The following is a 13,802-nucleotide window of genomic DNA, read 5'->3' on the forward strand; positions in this document are numbered from 1 at the left end:
TTTCATGCACCTGAACCGCACCTGAACCGCAAGGAGTGCCCCCGATGGCAGAGCAGGCCGCCGTCCCCGCGACCGCCCGTGAATGGCACCTCGCCGCCCGCCCGCAGGGCTGGCCGGTGTCGGCCGACTTCGCCCTGGTCGAGGCCCCGGTCCGGACCCCGGGCCCGGGCGAGATCCTGGTCCGCAACGCCTACCTCTCGGTGGACCCGTACATGAGGGGCAGGATGAACGACGCGAAGTCGTACGTCCCGCCGTTCCAGCTGGGCCAGGCCATGGACGGCGGTGCGGTCGGCCACGTCATCGCCTCCGGGGCCGAGGGCTTCGCCCCGGGCGACGCGGTGCTGCACGGGCTCGGCTGGCGCGAGTACGCCACCCTGGACGCTCGGCACGCGGTCAAGGTCGACCCGGCCGCCGCCCCGCTCTCCGCCTACCTCGGCGTGCTCGGCATGCCCGGCCTGACCGCCTACGCCGGCCTGCTCGCCGTCGGCGGCCTCAAGGAGGGTGACAAGGTCTTCGTCTCCGGCGCGGCCGGCGCCGTCGGCTCGCTGGTTGGCCAGATCGCCAGGCTCAAGGGCGCCTCGCTGGTGGTCGGTTCGGCCGGCTCGGCGGAGAAGGTGGCCAAGCTGGTGGACGAGTACGGCTTCGACGCGGCCTTCAACTACAAGGACGCCCCGGTCGCCCAGCAGCTCGCCGAGGCCGCCCCGGAGGGCATCGACCTCTACTTCGACAACGTCGGCGGCGACCACCTGGAAGCCGCGATCGGTGCGCTGAACGTGCACGGCCGCGCGGTGCTCTGCGGCGCCATCGCCCAGTACAACGACACCACCGCGCCCGCCGCCCCGCGCAACCTCGCGCTCGCCATCGGCAAGCGGCTGCGCCTGGAGGGCATGCTGGTGCGCGACCACGCCGGGCTCCAGCCGCAGTTCGTCGCCGAGGTGGGCGGCTGGCTGACGTCCGGTGAACTGCGCACCGAGGAAACCGTGGTGGACGGCTTCGAGAACGCCGCCGAGGCCTTCCTCGACCTGCTGCGCGGCGTCAACACCGGCAAGATGGTCGTCCGCCTGGACAGCTGACGCCACGTCAGGAACACCGACCGCCCCGCCGCCCCGACCGGGCGGCGGGGCGGTTTGCCGTGGACGGTTCGCGGCCGGGCGCGGGCGGTCCGGTCGCATTACCGTATTCCGGCCGGATCCGATAGTGCGTCATCCATCCTGCGGCGCCGCGCGGTACGGTGGTCCCGCCGGCGATGGGGCCGTTCGGGGGAGAGATCCGGCCGAGGGGTAGACCTCGTTGAGGATTCGACTAGCATTGAGCGAAAGCCTGTCCGTTTTGCTCAATTTAGTAGCTTAATGTCGGCTAACGTGGGTAACTGCGGATCAACTGCAGGCACGAGGCAGCTGGGGAAGGCGACCCTCGTCCACAGCCTGGAGGTCCCGGTGACGACACGTGGAGTTCTGTACATCCACTCCGCGCCCCGCGCGCTGTGCCCGCACGTCGAGTGGGCCGTCGCGGGGGTGCTCGGTGTGCGGGTGAGCCTGGACTGGATCCGCCAGCCGGCCGCACCCGGGCATTGGCGTGCCGAGCTCTCCTGGCAGGGGGAGCCCGGTACGGCTTCGAAGCTCGCCTCCGCGCTGCGCGGGTGGCAGCTGATGCGGTACGAGGTGACCAGCGAGCCCTGCGCCACGGCGGAGGGGGAGCGGTACAGCAGCACGCCCTCGCTCGGCATCTTCCACGCCGTCACGGGCATCCACGGCGACATCCTGATCCCCGAGGACCGGTTGCGCGCCGTCCTGCTGCGCGCCCGCAGCGAGGGGGCCGACCTGGAGGCCGAGATCGCCCGGCTGCTCGGCAAGCCCTGGGACGACGAGTTGGAGCCGTTCCGGTACGCGGGCGAGGGCGCGCCGGTGCGCTGGCTGCACCAGGTGGTCTGAGGCCGCCCAGGAGGATGAGGTCCGGCAGGCACGACGAAGGGGCCGGCGCTCGCGGAGAGCGCCGGCCCCTTCGTCGTGGGCGTCAGCGGGTGCGGAAGGCCAGCACCACGTTGTGGCCGCCGAAACCGAACGAGTTGTTCAGCGCGGCGATCCGGCCCTCGGGCAGCTTGCGGCTCTCGTCGCGGACGATGTCGGCGTCCACGTCGTCGTCCAGCTCGTCCACGTTGATGGTCGGCGGGGCGACCCGGTGGTGCAGGGCCAGCACGGTGGCGACGGTCTCGACGCCGCCGGCGCCGCCCAGCAGGTGGCCGGTCATCGACTTGGTGGCCGAGACGGCGATGTGGTCGAGGTCGTCGCCCAGCTCCTTGCGCAGCGCCTTCAGCTCGGCGGTGTCGCCCTGCGGGGTGGAGGTGGCGTGCGCGTTGACGTGCACGATCTCGGCCTTGTCCAGCTCGTTGCGCTCGAACAGGTCGGCCAGCGCGCGGGCCACGCCGGCGCCGGTCGGCTCGGGCTGGGCGATGTGGTGGGCGTCCGAGGACAGGCCCTGGCCCACGGCCTCGCAGTAGATCCGGGCACCGCGCGCCTCGGCGTGCTCGACCGACTCCAGCACGACCACACCGGCGCCCTCGCCCAGCACGAAGCCGTCGCGGGCCTTGTCGTACGGGCGGGAGGCGCGCTGGGGGTCGTCGTTGTTCTTGGACATCGCCATCATGTTGGCGAACGCGGCGATCGGCAGCGGGTGGATCGCCGCCTCGGTGCCGCCGGCCACCACGACGTCGGCGCGGCCGGTGCGGATCATCTCGATCGCGTAGCCGATCGCCTCGGCGCCGGAGGCGCAGGCGGAGACGGGGGTGTGCACACCCGCGCGGGCGCCGACCTCCAGACCGACGTTGGCCGCCGGGGAGTTGGGCATCAGCATCGGGACGGTGTGCGGGGAGACCTTGCGGGCGCCCTTCTCCTTCAGCACGTCGTACTGGTCGAGGAGGGTGGTCACGCCGCCGATGCCGGAGGCGATGACGGTGCCCAGACGCTCGGGGGCGAGCTTGGAGGACTCGTCGGTGGCGGGGGTCTCGAAGCCGGCGTCGGCCCAGGCCTCCCGGGCGGCGATCAGCGCGAACTGGGCCGAGCGGTCCAGCTTGCGGGCCAGCGGCCGGGGCAGGATCTCGCCCGGCTCGACGGCGGTCCTCGCCGCGATCTTGACGGGCAGGTCCTCGGCCCACTCCTCGGTCAGGGCCGACACGCCGGACCTGCCGGCGAGGAGGCTCTCCCAGGTGGTGGCGGCGTCGGCGCCCAGCGGCGTGAAGGCGCCGATACCCGTGACGACCACGGTGCGGTTTTCAGCGGTCACTGGTTTCTTCTTCTCTCACGTGTGCGGGGGTCGGCGGGGTGCCGAGGACGGGCCCGGCCGGGCGCCCTGGTGAGGGCGTCCCGGCCGGTGGGGTCGGCCAGGCTCCACGAGCCCGGCCGACCGGTCAGCCTTCGCCGGCGTACGGGACGCCGGACGGGCTGGCCGAGTCGAACGAGTCGATCGCTCAGGCGTTGAGGATGTAGTTCACCGCGTCGCCGACGGTCTTCAGGTTCTTGACCTCGTCGTCCGGGATCTTGACGTCGAAGCGCTCCTCGGCGGCCACGACGACCTCGACCATGGACAGCGAGTCGACGTCCAGGTCGTCGGTGAAGGACTTGTCGAGCTGGACGTCCTCGGTCGGGATGCCGGCGATCTCGTTGACGATCTCGGCGAGACCTTCCAGGACCTCTTCCTGGGTAGCCATACTGGCTGCTCCTCTTCGGTGTTGAGCGTGTCCGGCCGGCGGCCGGACACAGGCTGTGGATTGGGCGAATGCGCCTAGGGGAGAGTAACGACTGCCGCGGCGTACACGAGACCCGCCCCGAACCCGATGATCAGGGCCAGGTCCCCGCTGTGGGCCTCACCGCTCTCCAGCATGCGCTCCATCGCCAGGGGGATGGAGGCCGCGGAGGTGTTGCCGGTCTCGGCGATGTCGCGGGCGACGGGCACCGAATCCGGCAGCTTGAGAGCCTTGATCATGGCATCCGTGATCCGCATGTTGGCCTGGTGGGGGATGAACGCACCGAGCTGGTCGGCGGTGATCCCGGCGGCGTCCAGCGCCTGCTGGGCCACCTTGGCCATTTCCCACACCGCCCAGCGGAAGACCGGCTGGCCGTCCATCCGCAGGGCCGGCCACTTGGGGTCCTCGCCCGCGCCGTTGACCGCGTCGGACTTGGCGAAGGCGGTGTCCCAGGCCTCGGTCTGGGTGATGAGGTCGGCCTGCGAGCCGTCCGAACCCCAGACCAGCTTGCCGATGCCGGGCGTGTCGGACGGACCGATGACCGCGGCGCCGGCCCCGTCGCCGAAGATGAAGGCGGTGGAGCGGTCCGACTGGTCGGTCAGGTCGCTGAGCCGCTCGACACCGATGACCAGCACGTACTCGGCGTTGCCGCCGCGGATCATGCCGTCGGCCAGGCCCAGGCCGTAGCCGAAGCCGGCACAGGCGGCCGAGATGTCGAAGGCCGGGGCGGTGCCGCAGCCGAGCCGCTCGGAGATCTCGGTGGCGATCGCGGGGGTCTGCTTGAAGTGCGAGACGGTCGAGACGATCACGCCGCCGATCTGCTCGGGGGAGATCCCGGCCTGGGCGATGGCCTTGCCGGCCGCCTGGACGGACATCTCGGCGACGGACTCGTCCGGGCCGGCCCAGCGGCGCTCGGCGATCCCGCTGCGGGTGCGGATCCACTCGTCCGAGGAGTCGATCCACTCCAGGACCTCGGAGTTGGGGATCACCCGGACCGGACGGTAGCCGCCGACACCGAGGATGCGCGAGTACTGCGCGCCGCTCACCGGACGGATCTGGGGCTTCGTCATGCCTGTGTCTCCTGCTCCTGACCGCCGTGCTCCGCGACGAGCTCGCGGGCCTTGTCCAGATCGGCGGGGGTCTTGAGGGCGAGCGTGGCCACACCCTTGAGGTTGCGCTTGAGCAGTCCGGTGAGGGTGCCCGCGGGGGACAGCTCGATCACGGCCGTCGCGCCCAGCTGCCCGAGGGTCTCCATGCAGAGGTCCCAGCGGACCGGGTTGGAGACCTGCGACACCAGGCGCGCCAGCACCTCGGCGCCGGAGTCCACGACCGCGCCGTCCTTGTTGGAGACGTAGCGGACCTGCGGATCGGCCGCGGTCAGGGTCGGGGCCAGCGCGGCCAGCCGCTCGACGCCCGGGGCCATGTGCTCGGTGTGGAAGGCGCCGGCCACCTTGAGGGCGATCAGCTTGGCGCGGGTCGGCGGGTCCGCCTTCAGCGCCTCCAGCTGGGCCAGCGTGCCCGCGGCGACGATCTGGCCGCCGCCGTTGTTGTTGGCCGGGGTCAGGCCGTGCTCGGCGAGCTTTGCCGTGACCTCCTCCGGCTCGCCGCCGAGCACCGCGAGCATGCCGGTCTCGGTGACGGCGGCGGCCTCGGCCATGGCCCGGCCGCGCTCACGCACGAAGGTCAGCGCGTCGTGGGCGGTGAGCACTCCGGCACCGGCGGCGGCGGTGATCTCACCGACGCTGTGGCCGGCCACGGCGCCGACCAGCTTGCGGGCGGCGTCCTCGTCCGGGAACAGCTCCCGGGCGGTCACCAGACCGGCCGCGACCAGCAGCGGCTGGGCGACGGCGGTGTCCTTGATCTCCTCGGCGGACGCCTCGGTACCGGCGTGCACCAGGTCGAGCCCGGCGACCTCCGACCAGCCGCGCAGGCGGTCGGCGACGCCGTCGAGCTCCAGCCAGGAGCTGAGGAAACCGGGGGACTGGGCACCCTGTCCAGGGGCGACGATTACGAGCACGGTTCAACCCTCTCTCGCCAGGCGCCCAGGGGCGGGTAGGCGACGGTAACGAAGAAAACCATCCGGGATTGTATGGTCCCTACACTCCGGCTCAGCCGGGCTCGCCGACGGCGTCCAGCCGGCCGAGGGCCAGCGCGATCCGCAGAGTGAACGCCGAACGCACGTCGGAGGGGGCGTACCCCGTGACGTCAGTCACACGTCGCAGCCGGTAGCGCACCGTGTTGGGGTGGACGAAGAGCATCCGGGCCGCGCCCTCCAGAGAAGAGGCCTGCTCCAGGTAAACGCTCAGCGTCTCCAACAGGGCGGAGCCGGCCTCGTCCAGCGGTGTGTAGATCTCCTCCACCAGCTGACGGCGCGCGGCCTGATCGCCGGCCAGCGCCCGCTCCGGCAGCAGGTCGTCGGCCAGCACCGGGCGGGGGGCGTCCGGCCAGGCGGCGCAGGCACGCAGGCCGGCCGCGGCGGCGTGGGCCGAGCGGGTCGCGGAGAGCAGGTCGGGCACGGTCGGGCCGACCACCACCGGACCGGGGGCGAACTGGCCGATCAGCGCCCGGGCCGCGTGCACCGGCTCCTTCTCGCCGCCGACCACGACCACCAGGCGCTTGCCCAGCACCCCGGTCAGCACGTTCAGCTTGGCGTACCGGGCGGCCCGCCGGATCGCCTCGACCACCAGCTCGCTGTCGCCGTCCGGCGCGCTGCCCATCACCACCCGGACCTGGCTGGGCTGGCCCCAGCCGAGCGCCGCGGCGCGGGAGAGCACGCCCTCGTCGGCGTCGCCGGACAGCAGCGAGTTGACCACCAGCGCCTCCAGCCGGGCGTCCCAGGCGCCGCGCGCCTCGGCGGCCTGGGCGTACACCTGGGCGGTCGCGAAGGCGATCTCCCGGGCGTAGACCAGCACCGACTCGCGCATGTCCGCCTCGTCGCCGGGGGCGGCCACCTCCTCGATGGCCTCCTCCATCACCTCGATCGTGGTGCGGATCAGTTCGACGGTCTGGCGCAGGGTGATCGCCCTGGTCAGCTCGCGCGGGGCGGTGCCGAAGACGTCGGTGGAGATCGCCTGGGCCGTGTCCGGGTGGCGGTACCACTCGGTGAAGGCGGCGATGCCCGCCTGGGCGACCAGTCCGATCCAGGACCGGTGCTCCGGAGGCATCCGCCGGTACCAGCCGAGCTGGTCGTCCATCCGGGAGATCGCGGCGGTGGCCAGCTTTCCGGAGGACTTCTCCAGCCGCTTGAGCGTCGCCGCCCGGCGCTCGGCGCGCTCGGCGGCGTTTCTGCGCTCCTGCGCGGTCAGACGGGGTGCCGCGCGGCCGGGGCGGTCACGGCCCGGCCGGGCGGCCGGGCTCTTCCCGGTGGGCTCGGGTACGGGGCTGGGACTGGGTTCGTTCTTGGAGTTCGCGGAAGCGGCTGGCACAAGGACAAGACTGCCTCACGAGAGTGACTGCTCGTGCACACACCCCGGTGCAGCGGCGCGGTGGCAAGAGTCACACCCCGGGCCCCAGCCACTACGGTGGGGGCGTGAACGAAGCCGCCGACCGTCCCCGCGCCGACCTGCGCCGCACCGCCGAGCGCTACCGCTCCGCCCCGGCCGAGGGCGTCGAGACCAGGCACGCGTTCTCCTTCTCCGGCCACTACGACCCGAAGAACACCCACTTCGGCGCGCTGCTCGCGTGCAACGAGGAACTCCTCGCCCCCGGCGCCGGGTTCGAGGAGCACAAGCACCGGGACACCGAGATCCTCACCTGGGTGCTGGAGGGCGCGCTGGCCCACCGGGACTCGCACGGCCACAGCGGAGTGGTCCGCCCCGGGATGGTCCAGCACCTCAGCGCCGGCTCCGGCGTCACCCACACCGAGCGCAACGTCGGCGGCGCCACCGGGCCGGTCCGCTTCGTCCAGATGTGGCTCCAGCCTGACGCGTTCGACGCGCCCCCCGCGTACGGCCTGCGCAAGGTGGAACCGGCGGACGGCGGGTTGACGCTGCTCGCCTCCGGGCTGGAGCGCGACGCCGGGACGGACGCCCTGCGGCTGCGCCGCAGCGACGCCGCGCTCTGGCTGGCCACCGCCGGGCCGTGGCAGCCGCTGCCGCCGCTGCCCGAGGCACCCTGGCGGTACGCGCACCTGACGGCCGGCTCGCTGGGCTACCGGACCGTTCCGGGGCCCAAGGGCGGCGGCCGCTCGATGGTTCCGGGCGACAGCGTCCGGATCACCGGCGAGGCCTTCGCTGACCCGGCAGCGGGCGGGACCGGCGCCGAACTCCTGCTCTGGGAGATGCACTCGCCGGTCTCGTACGGCTAGCGCCCCAGCTCCGCGAGCACCGCGTCCGAGAAGGCCGGCCAGGCTTCGACCGCCCACGGCCCGAAATCCCGGTCGGTGAGCGCGATGCAGGCCGCGCCGGCCTGCGGGTCGACCCACAGGAAGGTTCCGGACTGGCCGAAGTGCCCGAAGGTTCCGGGGGAGTTGGCGGTGCCGGTCCAGTGCGGGCTCTTGCCGTCGCGGATCTCGAAGCCGAGGCCCCAGTCGTTCGGGCGTCGGTGGCCGTAGCCGGGCAGCACGCCGCTGGTGCCGGGGAAGGCGACCTCGCGGGTGGCGTGCCGGACGGTGGACGGGTCCAGCAGCTCGGGCGCCTGGAGCTCGGCGGCGAACCGGGCGAGGTCGGCGACGGTGGACAGGCCGCCGGCGCCGGCCGGGGACTTGTGCGAGGTGTGGATCAGGGTGTCGGCCATGCCCAGCGGTTCGAACACCGCCTCGGCGACGTAGCGCGAGAACTCGATCCCGGCGGCCTCGGACAGCGCCCGTGCCAGCGCGTCGAAGCCCGCGTTGGAGTAGAGCCGGCGGTTGCCGGGCTCGGCGAACACCCGGTCCTCGTCGAAGCCCAGACCGGAGGTGTGTGCGAGCAGGTGGCGGACGGTCGACCCGGGCGGTCCGGCCGGGTCGTCCAGCTCGAACACGCCCTCCTCGACGGCGACCAGCGCCGCGTAGGAGGTGAGCAGCTTGGTCACCGAGGCGAGCGGGAACAGGTGCTGCTGCGGCCCGTGCGCGCCCAGCACCGCGCCGTCCGCGGCCCGCACCACGGCCGCCGCGGCATGGGGCACCGGCCAGTTCTCGATCATCCGCAAGCTCTCCATGGGCCCGACTCTAGTCGCCGGGAAATTCGCCGGAAAAGGTGGTGGCGGGACCACCCGGATGTCGGGCTTGCTTGGAGTGCACTCCAACTCGGTAGCGTCGTTCACGTCGCACAGGACAAGGGGAAACGAGCGATGGCCGCACCCGCACGCATCGAGATCGACCTGCGCAGCTGCTCGGAGGTGTTCAGCCGCCCGATGGGCGATCCGGACCGGACGCCGAGGCACACCATCAGCGAGGTCGCCGAGGCGAGCGGGCTGACCGACCACACCCTGCGCTGGTACGAGCGGATCGGCCTGCTGGACCCGGTCGACCGGGCGGCCGGCGGCCGGCGCCGCTACTGCGACGCCGATCTGCACCGGCTGGCCTTCCTGGGCCGGCTGCGGCTGACCGGCATGTCCGTGGCGGACATGCTCAAGTACGTGGACATGGCCCGCCAGGGCGAGCGGACCTACCGGGAGCGGCAGCAGCTCCTGGAGGCCCAGCGCGAGGAGGTCCGGCAGCGGATCGCCGACCTCCAGGCCACCCTCGCCGTCCTCGACTACAAGATCGATCTCTATGCCGGGAAGGCCGCCGACGGCGTCGGCGCCCCCGTCCAATGCCAGAACATCCGAGCAGAGGAAGAGCAGAGCGCATGACTCAGACCGTCCTTCCCACCGTCGAACTCGGCACCGGCGGCCCACTGGTGGGCGTCCAGGGCCTCGGCTGCATGGGCATGAGCGAGTTCTACGGCCCCACCGACGCCGACGAGGCGCTCGCCACCCTGGACGCCGCGCTGGAGACCGGCGTCACCCTCTTCGACACCGCCGACATGTACGGCTCCGGCCGCAACGAGGAGCTGATCGGCCCCTTCGTCCGGGCCAACCGGGACAAGGTGGTGATCGCCACCAAGTTCGCCGTCATGCGCTCCGAGGAGGACGGCTCCGTCCGCGGCATCAGCAACGACCCGGCGTACATCCGGACCGCGGTGGACGCCTCGCTGCGCCGCCTCGGCGTGGACGAGATCGACCTGTACTACATGCACCGCCGCGACCCGGCCGTGCCGCTGGCCGACTCGGTCGGCGCCATGGCCGAGCTGGTGCAGGCCGGCAAGGTGCGCCACCTCGGCCTGTCCGAGGTGACCGGTGCGGAGCTGCGCGAGGCCCACGCGATCCACCCGATCGCCGCGCTCCAGTCCGAGTGGTCGGTGTTCGCCCGCGACGTCGAGCGCACGGCGGTGCCGGCCGCGGCGGAGCTGGGCGTCGCCTTCGTGCCGTACTCGCCGCTCGGGCGGGGCTTCCTGACCGGCGCCTTCCAGGACGCCAAGGAGCTCTCGGCGGACGACTACCGCCGCACCAGCCCGCGCTTCACCGGCGACAACGCGGCCGCCAACGCCGAACTGCTCGACCCGCTGCGGGAGATCGCGGCGGCCCGCGGCGTGACGCTCGCCCAGGTCGCGCTGGCCTGGGTGCACCGGCAGGCCGAGGTGCACGGGCTGGCCGTCGTGCCGATCCCGGGCACCCGCAAGCGCAGCCGGCTCGCCGAGAACACCGCGGCGGCGACGCTGCGGCTGACCGCCGAGGAGCTGGCGCTGCTGGAGCCGGTGGCCGGCCGGGTCGTGGGGAACCGCTACGCGGACATGAGCTCCACCTCGGCGGCGCGGGAGTAGCGGGCACCCACACCCCGGGGGAGCCGGTTCACGCTCCCCCGGGGCCGTGGCCGGGTTCAGACCGTACGGCCCGTCCAGGCGGCCAGCCGGGTGTGCACGTCGGCGTCCTCGGCGACCGGCCGGACGGCGGCGAACGGGACGCCCGGCACCCGCTGCTCGGCCGGCAGCACGAACTCGGCGATGGCCAGCGCGGTCCGCGCGAGGTCGTCGTCCAGGGCGAAGCCGTTGCCGAGGCCGGCGGCGATGTCCCAGGAGTGGGTCACCAGCTCCATCAGGTAGCCGCCGACCGCCACCGCGCCGGGCACCTCGCCCCAGGGGGCGACGGTCGGGCGGCCGAGCTTGGCGTCGTCCGCCCAGGCGGCGGCCACCCGGGTGCGGGCCCGGCCCAGCGCGGCCGGCCAGCCCTCGTCCGAGGGGTCCTCGATGGCGGCCACGACGTCCTCGGCGTGGCCGCCCTCGCCCATGTACGCGAACCGGTGGATGCCGCCGACCACGTGGTTCAGCAGCTGACGCAGCGTGAACTCGGCGCAGGGGGTGGGGCGGTCGAGGTCGGCCGGGGTGATCGTGGCGAACAGCTTCTCCAGCTGGTCGAGGGCGGTCAGGTACTGCGGGCGGGCATCCTGGACGGCGGTCATCTGCGCTCAACTCCCTGGTATCGGGTGGTCTTTCGGGCTCGGAACGCAATCTCCCAGTAAAACCTGACAACTACCGTCAGGATTACTGGGATTCTTGGGACATGAAGGCCGACCGCCTGCTCTCGATCCTCCTGCTGCTCCAGACCCGCGGCCGGGTGCCCGCCACCGAACTCGCCGAGCGGCTGGAGGTGTCCGTCCGCACCATCTACCGCGACGTCGAGTCGCTCTCCGCCGCCGGGGTGCCGGTGTTCACCGAGCGCGGGCGGCACGGCGGCATCGGCCTGCTGCCCGGCTACCGCACCGACGTCACCGGCCTGACCGCGGACGAGGCCCGGGCGCTGTTCGTGCTCTCCGCCCAGGGTGCGCACAGCGACCTCGGGCTGGACGGTGCGCTCGGCTCGGCGCTGCGCAAGGTGATGGCGGCGCTGCCCGCCCCGCACCGGCCGGCCGCCGAGCGGATCAGCGAGCGGATCCTGGTCGACCCGGCCCGCTGGATGCAGACCCCCGGCGCGGCCGGCTCCGTCACCGGACCGGACCTCGGGGAGCTGCAGTACGCCGTCTTCGCCGACCGGCGGCTGCGGCTGCGCTACCGGCACAGCGGCACGCCCGAGCCGGTGGAGTACACCGTCGACCCGTACGGGCTGGTGAGCAAGGCCTCGGTCTGGTACCTGGTGGCCGATCTGCACGGCGAGCCGCGGCTGTTCCGGGCCGACCGCGTGCTGGCCGCCGACACCACCGAGGAGGCGGTGCGGCGCCGGACCGGGGTCGGGCTCGGCGATGCCTGGGCGGTGCTGCGCGAGCAGGTCGAGCGGTTGCCGAAGGACGTGCCGGTGCGGGTGCGGGTCCGGCGTGGACGGCTGGACATGTTCCTGCGCATCCACGGCGGCCGGGTCACCGCATCGCCGCCGGAGCCGGTCACCGGGCCGGCCGAGGAGTGGGCCGAGGTGGCGATGGCCTTCCCCGCCCCGGCGGCCGTCCGGTCGCTGCTGGCCTTCGGCCCGGACGTCGAGGTGCTGGCCCCGTCGGCCGCCCGGCGCGAGCTGGCCCGGGCGGCGGCGGACGCCCTGCGGCTGTACCAGGACCAGCCGGCCTAGGGCCTGTCTTCAAACTCGCGTCTGCGGGACGGCGCCGGGGCACGCACCTCGCCGTGTTGTCGTCGGTCGCCAATGGCCCCCAGCCTTCGGCCGGGAGGTGCCCCCACCGCAGTGGCTCCCTCCTCCGCCTTGCGATGCACGCACCCCAACGCCGCCCCGCCCGCCCTCCGGGCGGACGACGGGAGTTTGAAGACAGGCCCTAAGGGGGGCGTCCTCCCGGGCTTCAGGAGCCGGGGTTGGCCCGGACCACGTCCTGGTAGTGGCCGAGCGAGATCGCCGCGAAGTTGTGCAGGCTGTCGGTGCCCTCGGTGAAGTAGCCGTTGTGGCCGGCCGCGCGGGCCGAGGAGATCTGCTCGGATCCGAAGCCGCTCGCCGCCGGGTCGGCGCCGTGGCCGAGCCCGCCGACCTCCAGGAACGGCACGTTGCCGATCCAGTCGCTGGGGTTGCGGGTGGCCCAGACGTGCACGCCGGCGCCCAGCTCGGTGGTGTTCTGCACGCCCATGCCCGGGCTGCCGAAGACGACCAGGTCGGTGATGCCGGAGGTGTCGGACGGCGAGGCGGCCGCGCGCGGGATGTCCGGGGCGGCGTTGCCGCAGACCACCGAGCCGTACGAGTGGCAGAGCAGCGACGGCGGCGCGTCCGGCCGGGTGGTCTCCTTGAGTCCGGCGAGCAGCCGCTCCAGCCGGGGCGCGGCGACGTCCGCGAGCCGGGAGGTGGCGGCGTCCGGGCCGAGGCCGGAGGGGGTGACGTAGCCGGTCCAGGAGATCACGGCGGTCCGGGTCTTCGGCGCCTGGCGCCGCTCCTCGGTGTACAGGGCGCGGGCCATGCCGGCCGGGGAGCGCAGCGGGTCGGCCGTCTGGTCGTGGTGGCCGAGGTCGGCGTCCGAGCCGGGGACGAGCACGGAGATCCGCTCGGCGTCGGCGAGGTCGCCCCACACCTCGGTGACCAGGCCGCGGCCGCGCGGGTCGAAGGCCAGGACCTGCCGGCCGGGGGCGAGCAGGTGCTCGACGTCGTTGGCGCGGGAGACGGCCAGCGCGCGGGTGTCGGAGTCCAGTTCGCGGTCGGCGGCGCGGGCCCGGGCCCGGTCGCGCTCGGCGGCCAGGGCGATCCTGTTGGCGCGGTAGCGCAGGTCCAGCGGGGCGCCGTCGTAGTTGCCGACGACCAGCGGGTACTCCTGGATCAGCCGGTCCAGCTCGGTGGGCGCGAGTGAGGCGAAGAACCCCGCGGCGGCGGCCGGGGTGGTGGTGGCCGGGTCGGGCAGGGAACGGCCGAAGGAGTGGTCCTGGACCCAGGCGGCGCTGCCGGCCGGAGGCGTGGAGATCGCCAGCTGTTCGGAGGAGACCGCGGCCGCGGCGGCGGAGGCTCCGGCGTCGGCGAGCACCGCGCAGCCGGCGAAGGCCCCGATCAGTACCCGCTTCCAGCGTCGACGGTTGCGCACCGCACCAACTCCCTTGGGGCCCGTCACCGTTTCGCGGGCGGTGCCCGGAGGGTGCGATGGCTCTGCTGACTTCCCTGCGCAAGCCTAGGGGGCCCGGAGGGGCGGCGGAAACGC

The 13,802-nt window shown here is 73.3% G+C and carries 14 protein-coding genes; 6 read left to right on the forward strand and 8 right to left on the reverse strand.

The window, feature by feature from the left end; translation table 11 throughout:
* Positions 1-44 precede the first annotated feature (44 nt).
* On the forward strand, positions 45-1,073 hold the full coding sequence (locus tag AB0O11_RS03590) for an NADP-dependent oxidoreductase (RefSeq protein ID WP_363381353.1): 1,029 nt from the start codon (positions 45-47) through the stop codon (positions 1,071-1,073).
* 363 nt (positions 1,074-1,436) lie between these two features.
* Positions 1,437-1,931: a DUF3145 domain-containing protein gene (locus AB0O11_RS03595; protein ID WP_188296478.1), complete on the forward strand. Its 495-nt coding sequence runs from the start codon at positions 1,437-1,439 to the stop codon at positions 1,929-1,931.
* An 82-nt stretch (positions 1,932-2,013) separates the two neighbouring features.
* Here AB0O11_RS03595 and fabF read toward each other — a convergent pair whose 3' ends face one another.
* From fabF to AB0O11_RS03620, 5 genes are all read right to left on the reverse strand, one after another.
* On the reverse strand, positions 2,014-3,279 hold the full coding sequence (fabF, locus tag AB0O11_RS03600; RefSeq protein WP_363381355.1) for a beta-ketoacyl-ACP synthase II: 1,266 nt from the start codon (positions 3,277-3,279) through the stop codon (positions 2,014-2,016).
* A gap of 184 nt (positions 3,280-3,463) precedes the next feature.
* Positions 3,464-3,703, reverse strand: a complete 240-nt coding sequence (locus tag AB0O11_RS03605; protein WP_224283099.1) for an acyl carrier protein — start codon at positions 3,701-3,703, stop codon at positions 3,464-3,466.
* 74 nt (positions 3,704-3,777) lie between these two features.
* Positions 3,778-4,809 (reverse strand): beta-ketoacyl-ACP synthase III, encoded by a 1,032-nt coding sequence (locus tag AB0O11_RS03610; RefSeq protein ID WP_363381358.1) that lies wholly within the window; start codon positions 4,807-4,809, stop codon positions 3,778-3,780.
* Positions 4,806-5,756: an ACP S-malonyltransferase gene (locus AB0O11_RS03615; protein ID WP_363381359.1), complete on the reverse strand. Its 951-nt coding sequence runs from the start codon at positions 5,754-5,756 to the stop codon at positions 4,806-4,808. Before AB0O11_RS03615 ends, AB0O11_RS03610 begins: the two co-directional genes overlap by 4 nt.
* A gap of 91 nt (positions 5,757-5,847) precedes the next feature.
* Positions 5,848-7,044: a helix-turn-helix domain-containing protein gene (locus tag AB0O11_RS03620; protein WP_360340793.1), complete on the reverse strand. Its 1,197-nt coding sequence runs from the start codon at positions 7,042-7,044 to the stop codon at positions 5,848-5,850.
* A 224-nt stretch (positions 7,045-7,268) separates the two neighbouring features.
* Between AB0O11_RS03620 and AB0O11_RS03625 the strand changes: the two genes are divergently transcribed.
* Positions 7,269-8,045 carry a pirin family protein gene (locus tag AB0O11_RS03625; RefSeq protein WP_363381360.1) on the forward strand — a complete coding sequence of 259 codons (777 nt, stop codon included), beginning with the start codon at positions 7,269-7,271 and terminating at the stop codon, positions 8,043-8,045.
* Here the strand turns inward: AB0O11_RS03625 and AB0O11_RS03630 are convergent.
* Positions 8,042-8,875 (reverse strand): serine hydrolase domain-containing protein, encoded by an 834-nt coding sequence (locus AB0O11_RS03630; RefSeq protein ID WP_363381362.1) that lies wholly within the window; start codon positions 8,873-8,875, stop codon positions 8,042-8,044. The genes AB0O11_RS03625 and AB0O11_RS03630 overlap by 4 nt on opposite strands.
* 195 nt (positions 8,876-9,070) lie before the next feature.
* Between AB0O11_RS03630 and AB0O11_RS03635 the strand changes: the two genes are divergently transcribed.
* Both AB0O11_RS03635 and AB0O11_RS03640 read left to right on the forward strand, forming a co-directional pair.
* Positions 9,071-9,511, forward strand: a complete 441-nt coding sequence (locus AB0O11_RS03635) for a MerR family transcriptional regulator (RefSeq protein WP_363381985.1) — start codon at positions 9,071-9,073, stop codon at positions 9,509-9,511.
* Complete coding sequence (locus AB0O11_RS03640) at positions 9,508-10,521, forward strand: aldo/keto reductase (RefSeq protein WP_363381364.1); 1,014 nt, start codon at positions 9,508-9,510, stop codon at positions 10,519-10,521. Before AB0O11_RS03635 ends, AB0O11_RS03640 begins: the two co-directional genes overlap by 4 nt.
* A 56-nt stretch (positions 10,522-10,577) precedes the next feature.
* Here AB0O11_RS03640 and AB0O11_RS03645 read toward each other — a convergent pair whose 3' ends face one another.
* On the reverse strand, positions 10,578-11,156 hold the full coding sequence (locus AB0O11_RS03645; RefSeq protein WP_363381366.1) for a TIGR03086 family metal-binding protein: 579 nt from the start codon (positions 11,154-11,156) through the stop codon (positions 10,578-10,580).
* Between the two features lie 101 nt (positions 11,157-11,257).
* Between AB0O11_RS03645 and AB0O11_RS03650 the strand changes: the two genes are divergently transcribed.
* Positions 11,258-12,250, forward strand: a complete 993-nt coding sequence (locus tag AB0O11_RS03650; RefSeq protein ID WP_363381367.1) for a WYL domain-containing protein — start codon at positions 11,258-11,260, stop codon at positions 12,248-12,250.
* A gap of 223 nt (positions 12,251-12,473) precedes the next feature.
* Here the strand turns inward: AB0O11_RS03650 and AB0O11_RS03655 are convergent, their stop codons facing one another.
* Positions 12,474-13,688, reverse strand: coding sequence for an alpha/beta hydrolase (locus tag AB0O11_RS03655; RefSeq protein WP_363381368.1), 1,215 nt, complete (start codon positions 13,686-13,688; stop codon positions 12,474-12,476).
* Between the last annotated feature and the right edge of the window lie 114 nt (positions 13,689-13,802).

The organism is Kitasatospora sp. NPDC093102, assembly GCF_040683915.1.
In the GTDB taxonomy this organism is placed as follows: domain Bacteria; phylum Actinomycetota; class Actinomycetes; order Streptomycetales; family Streptomycetaceae; genus Kitasatospora.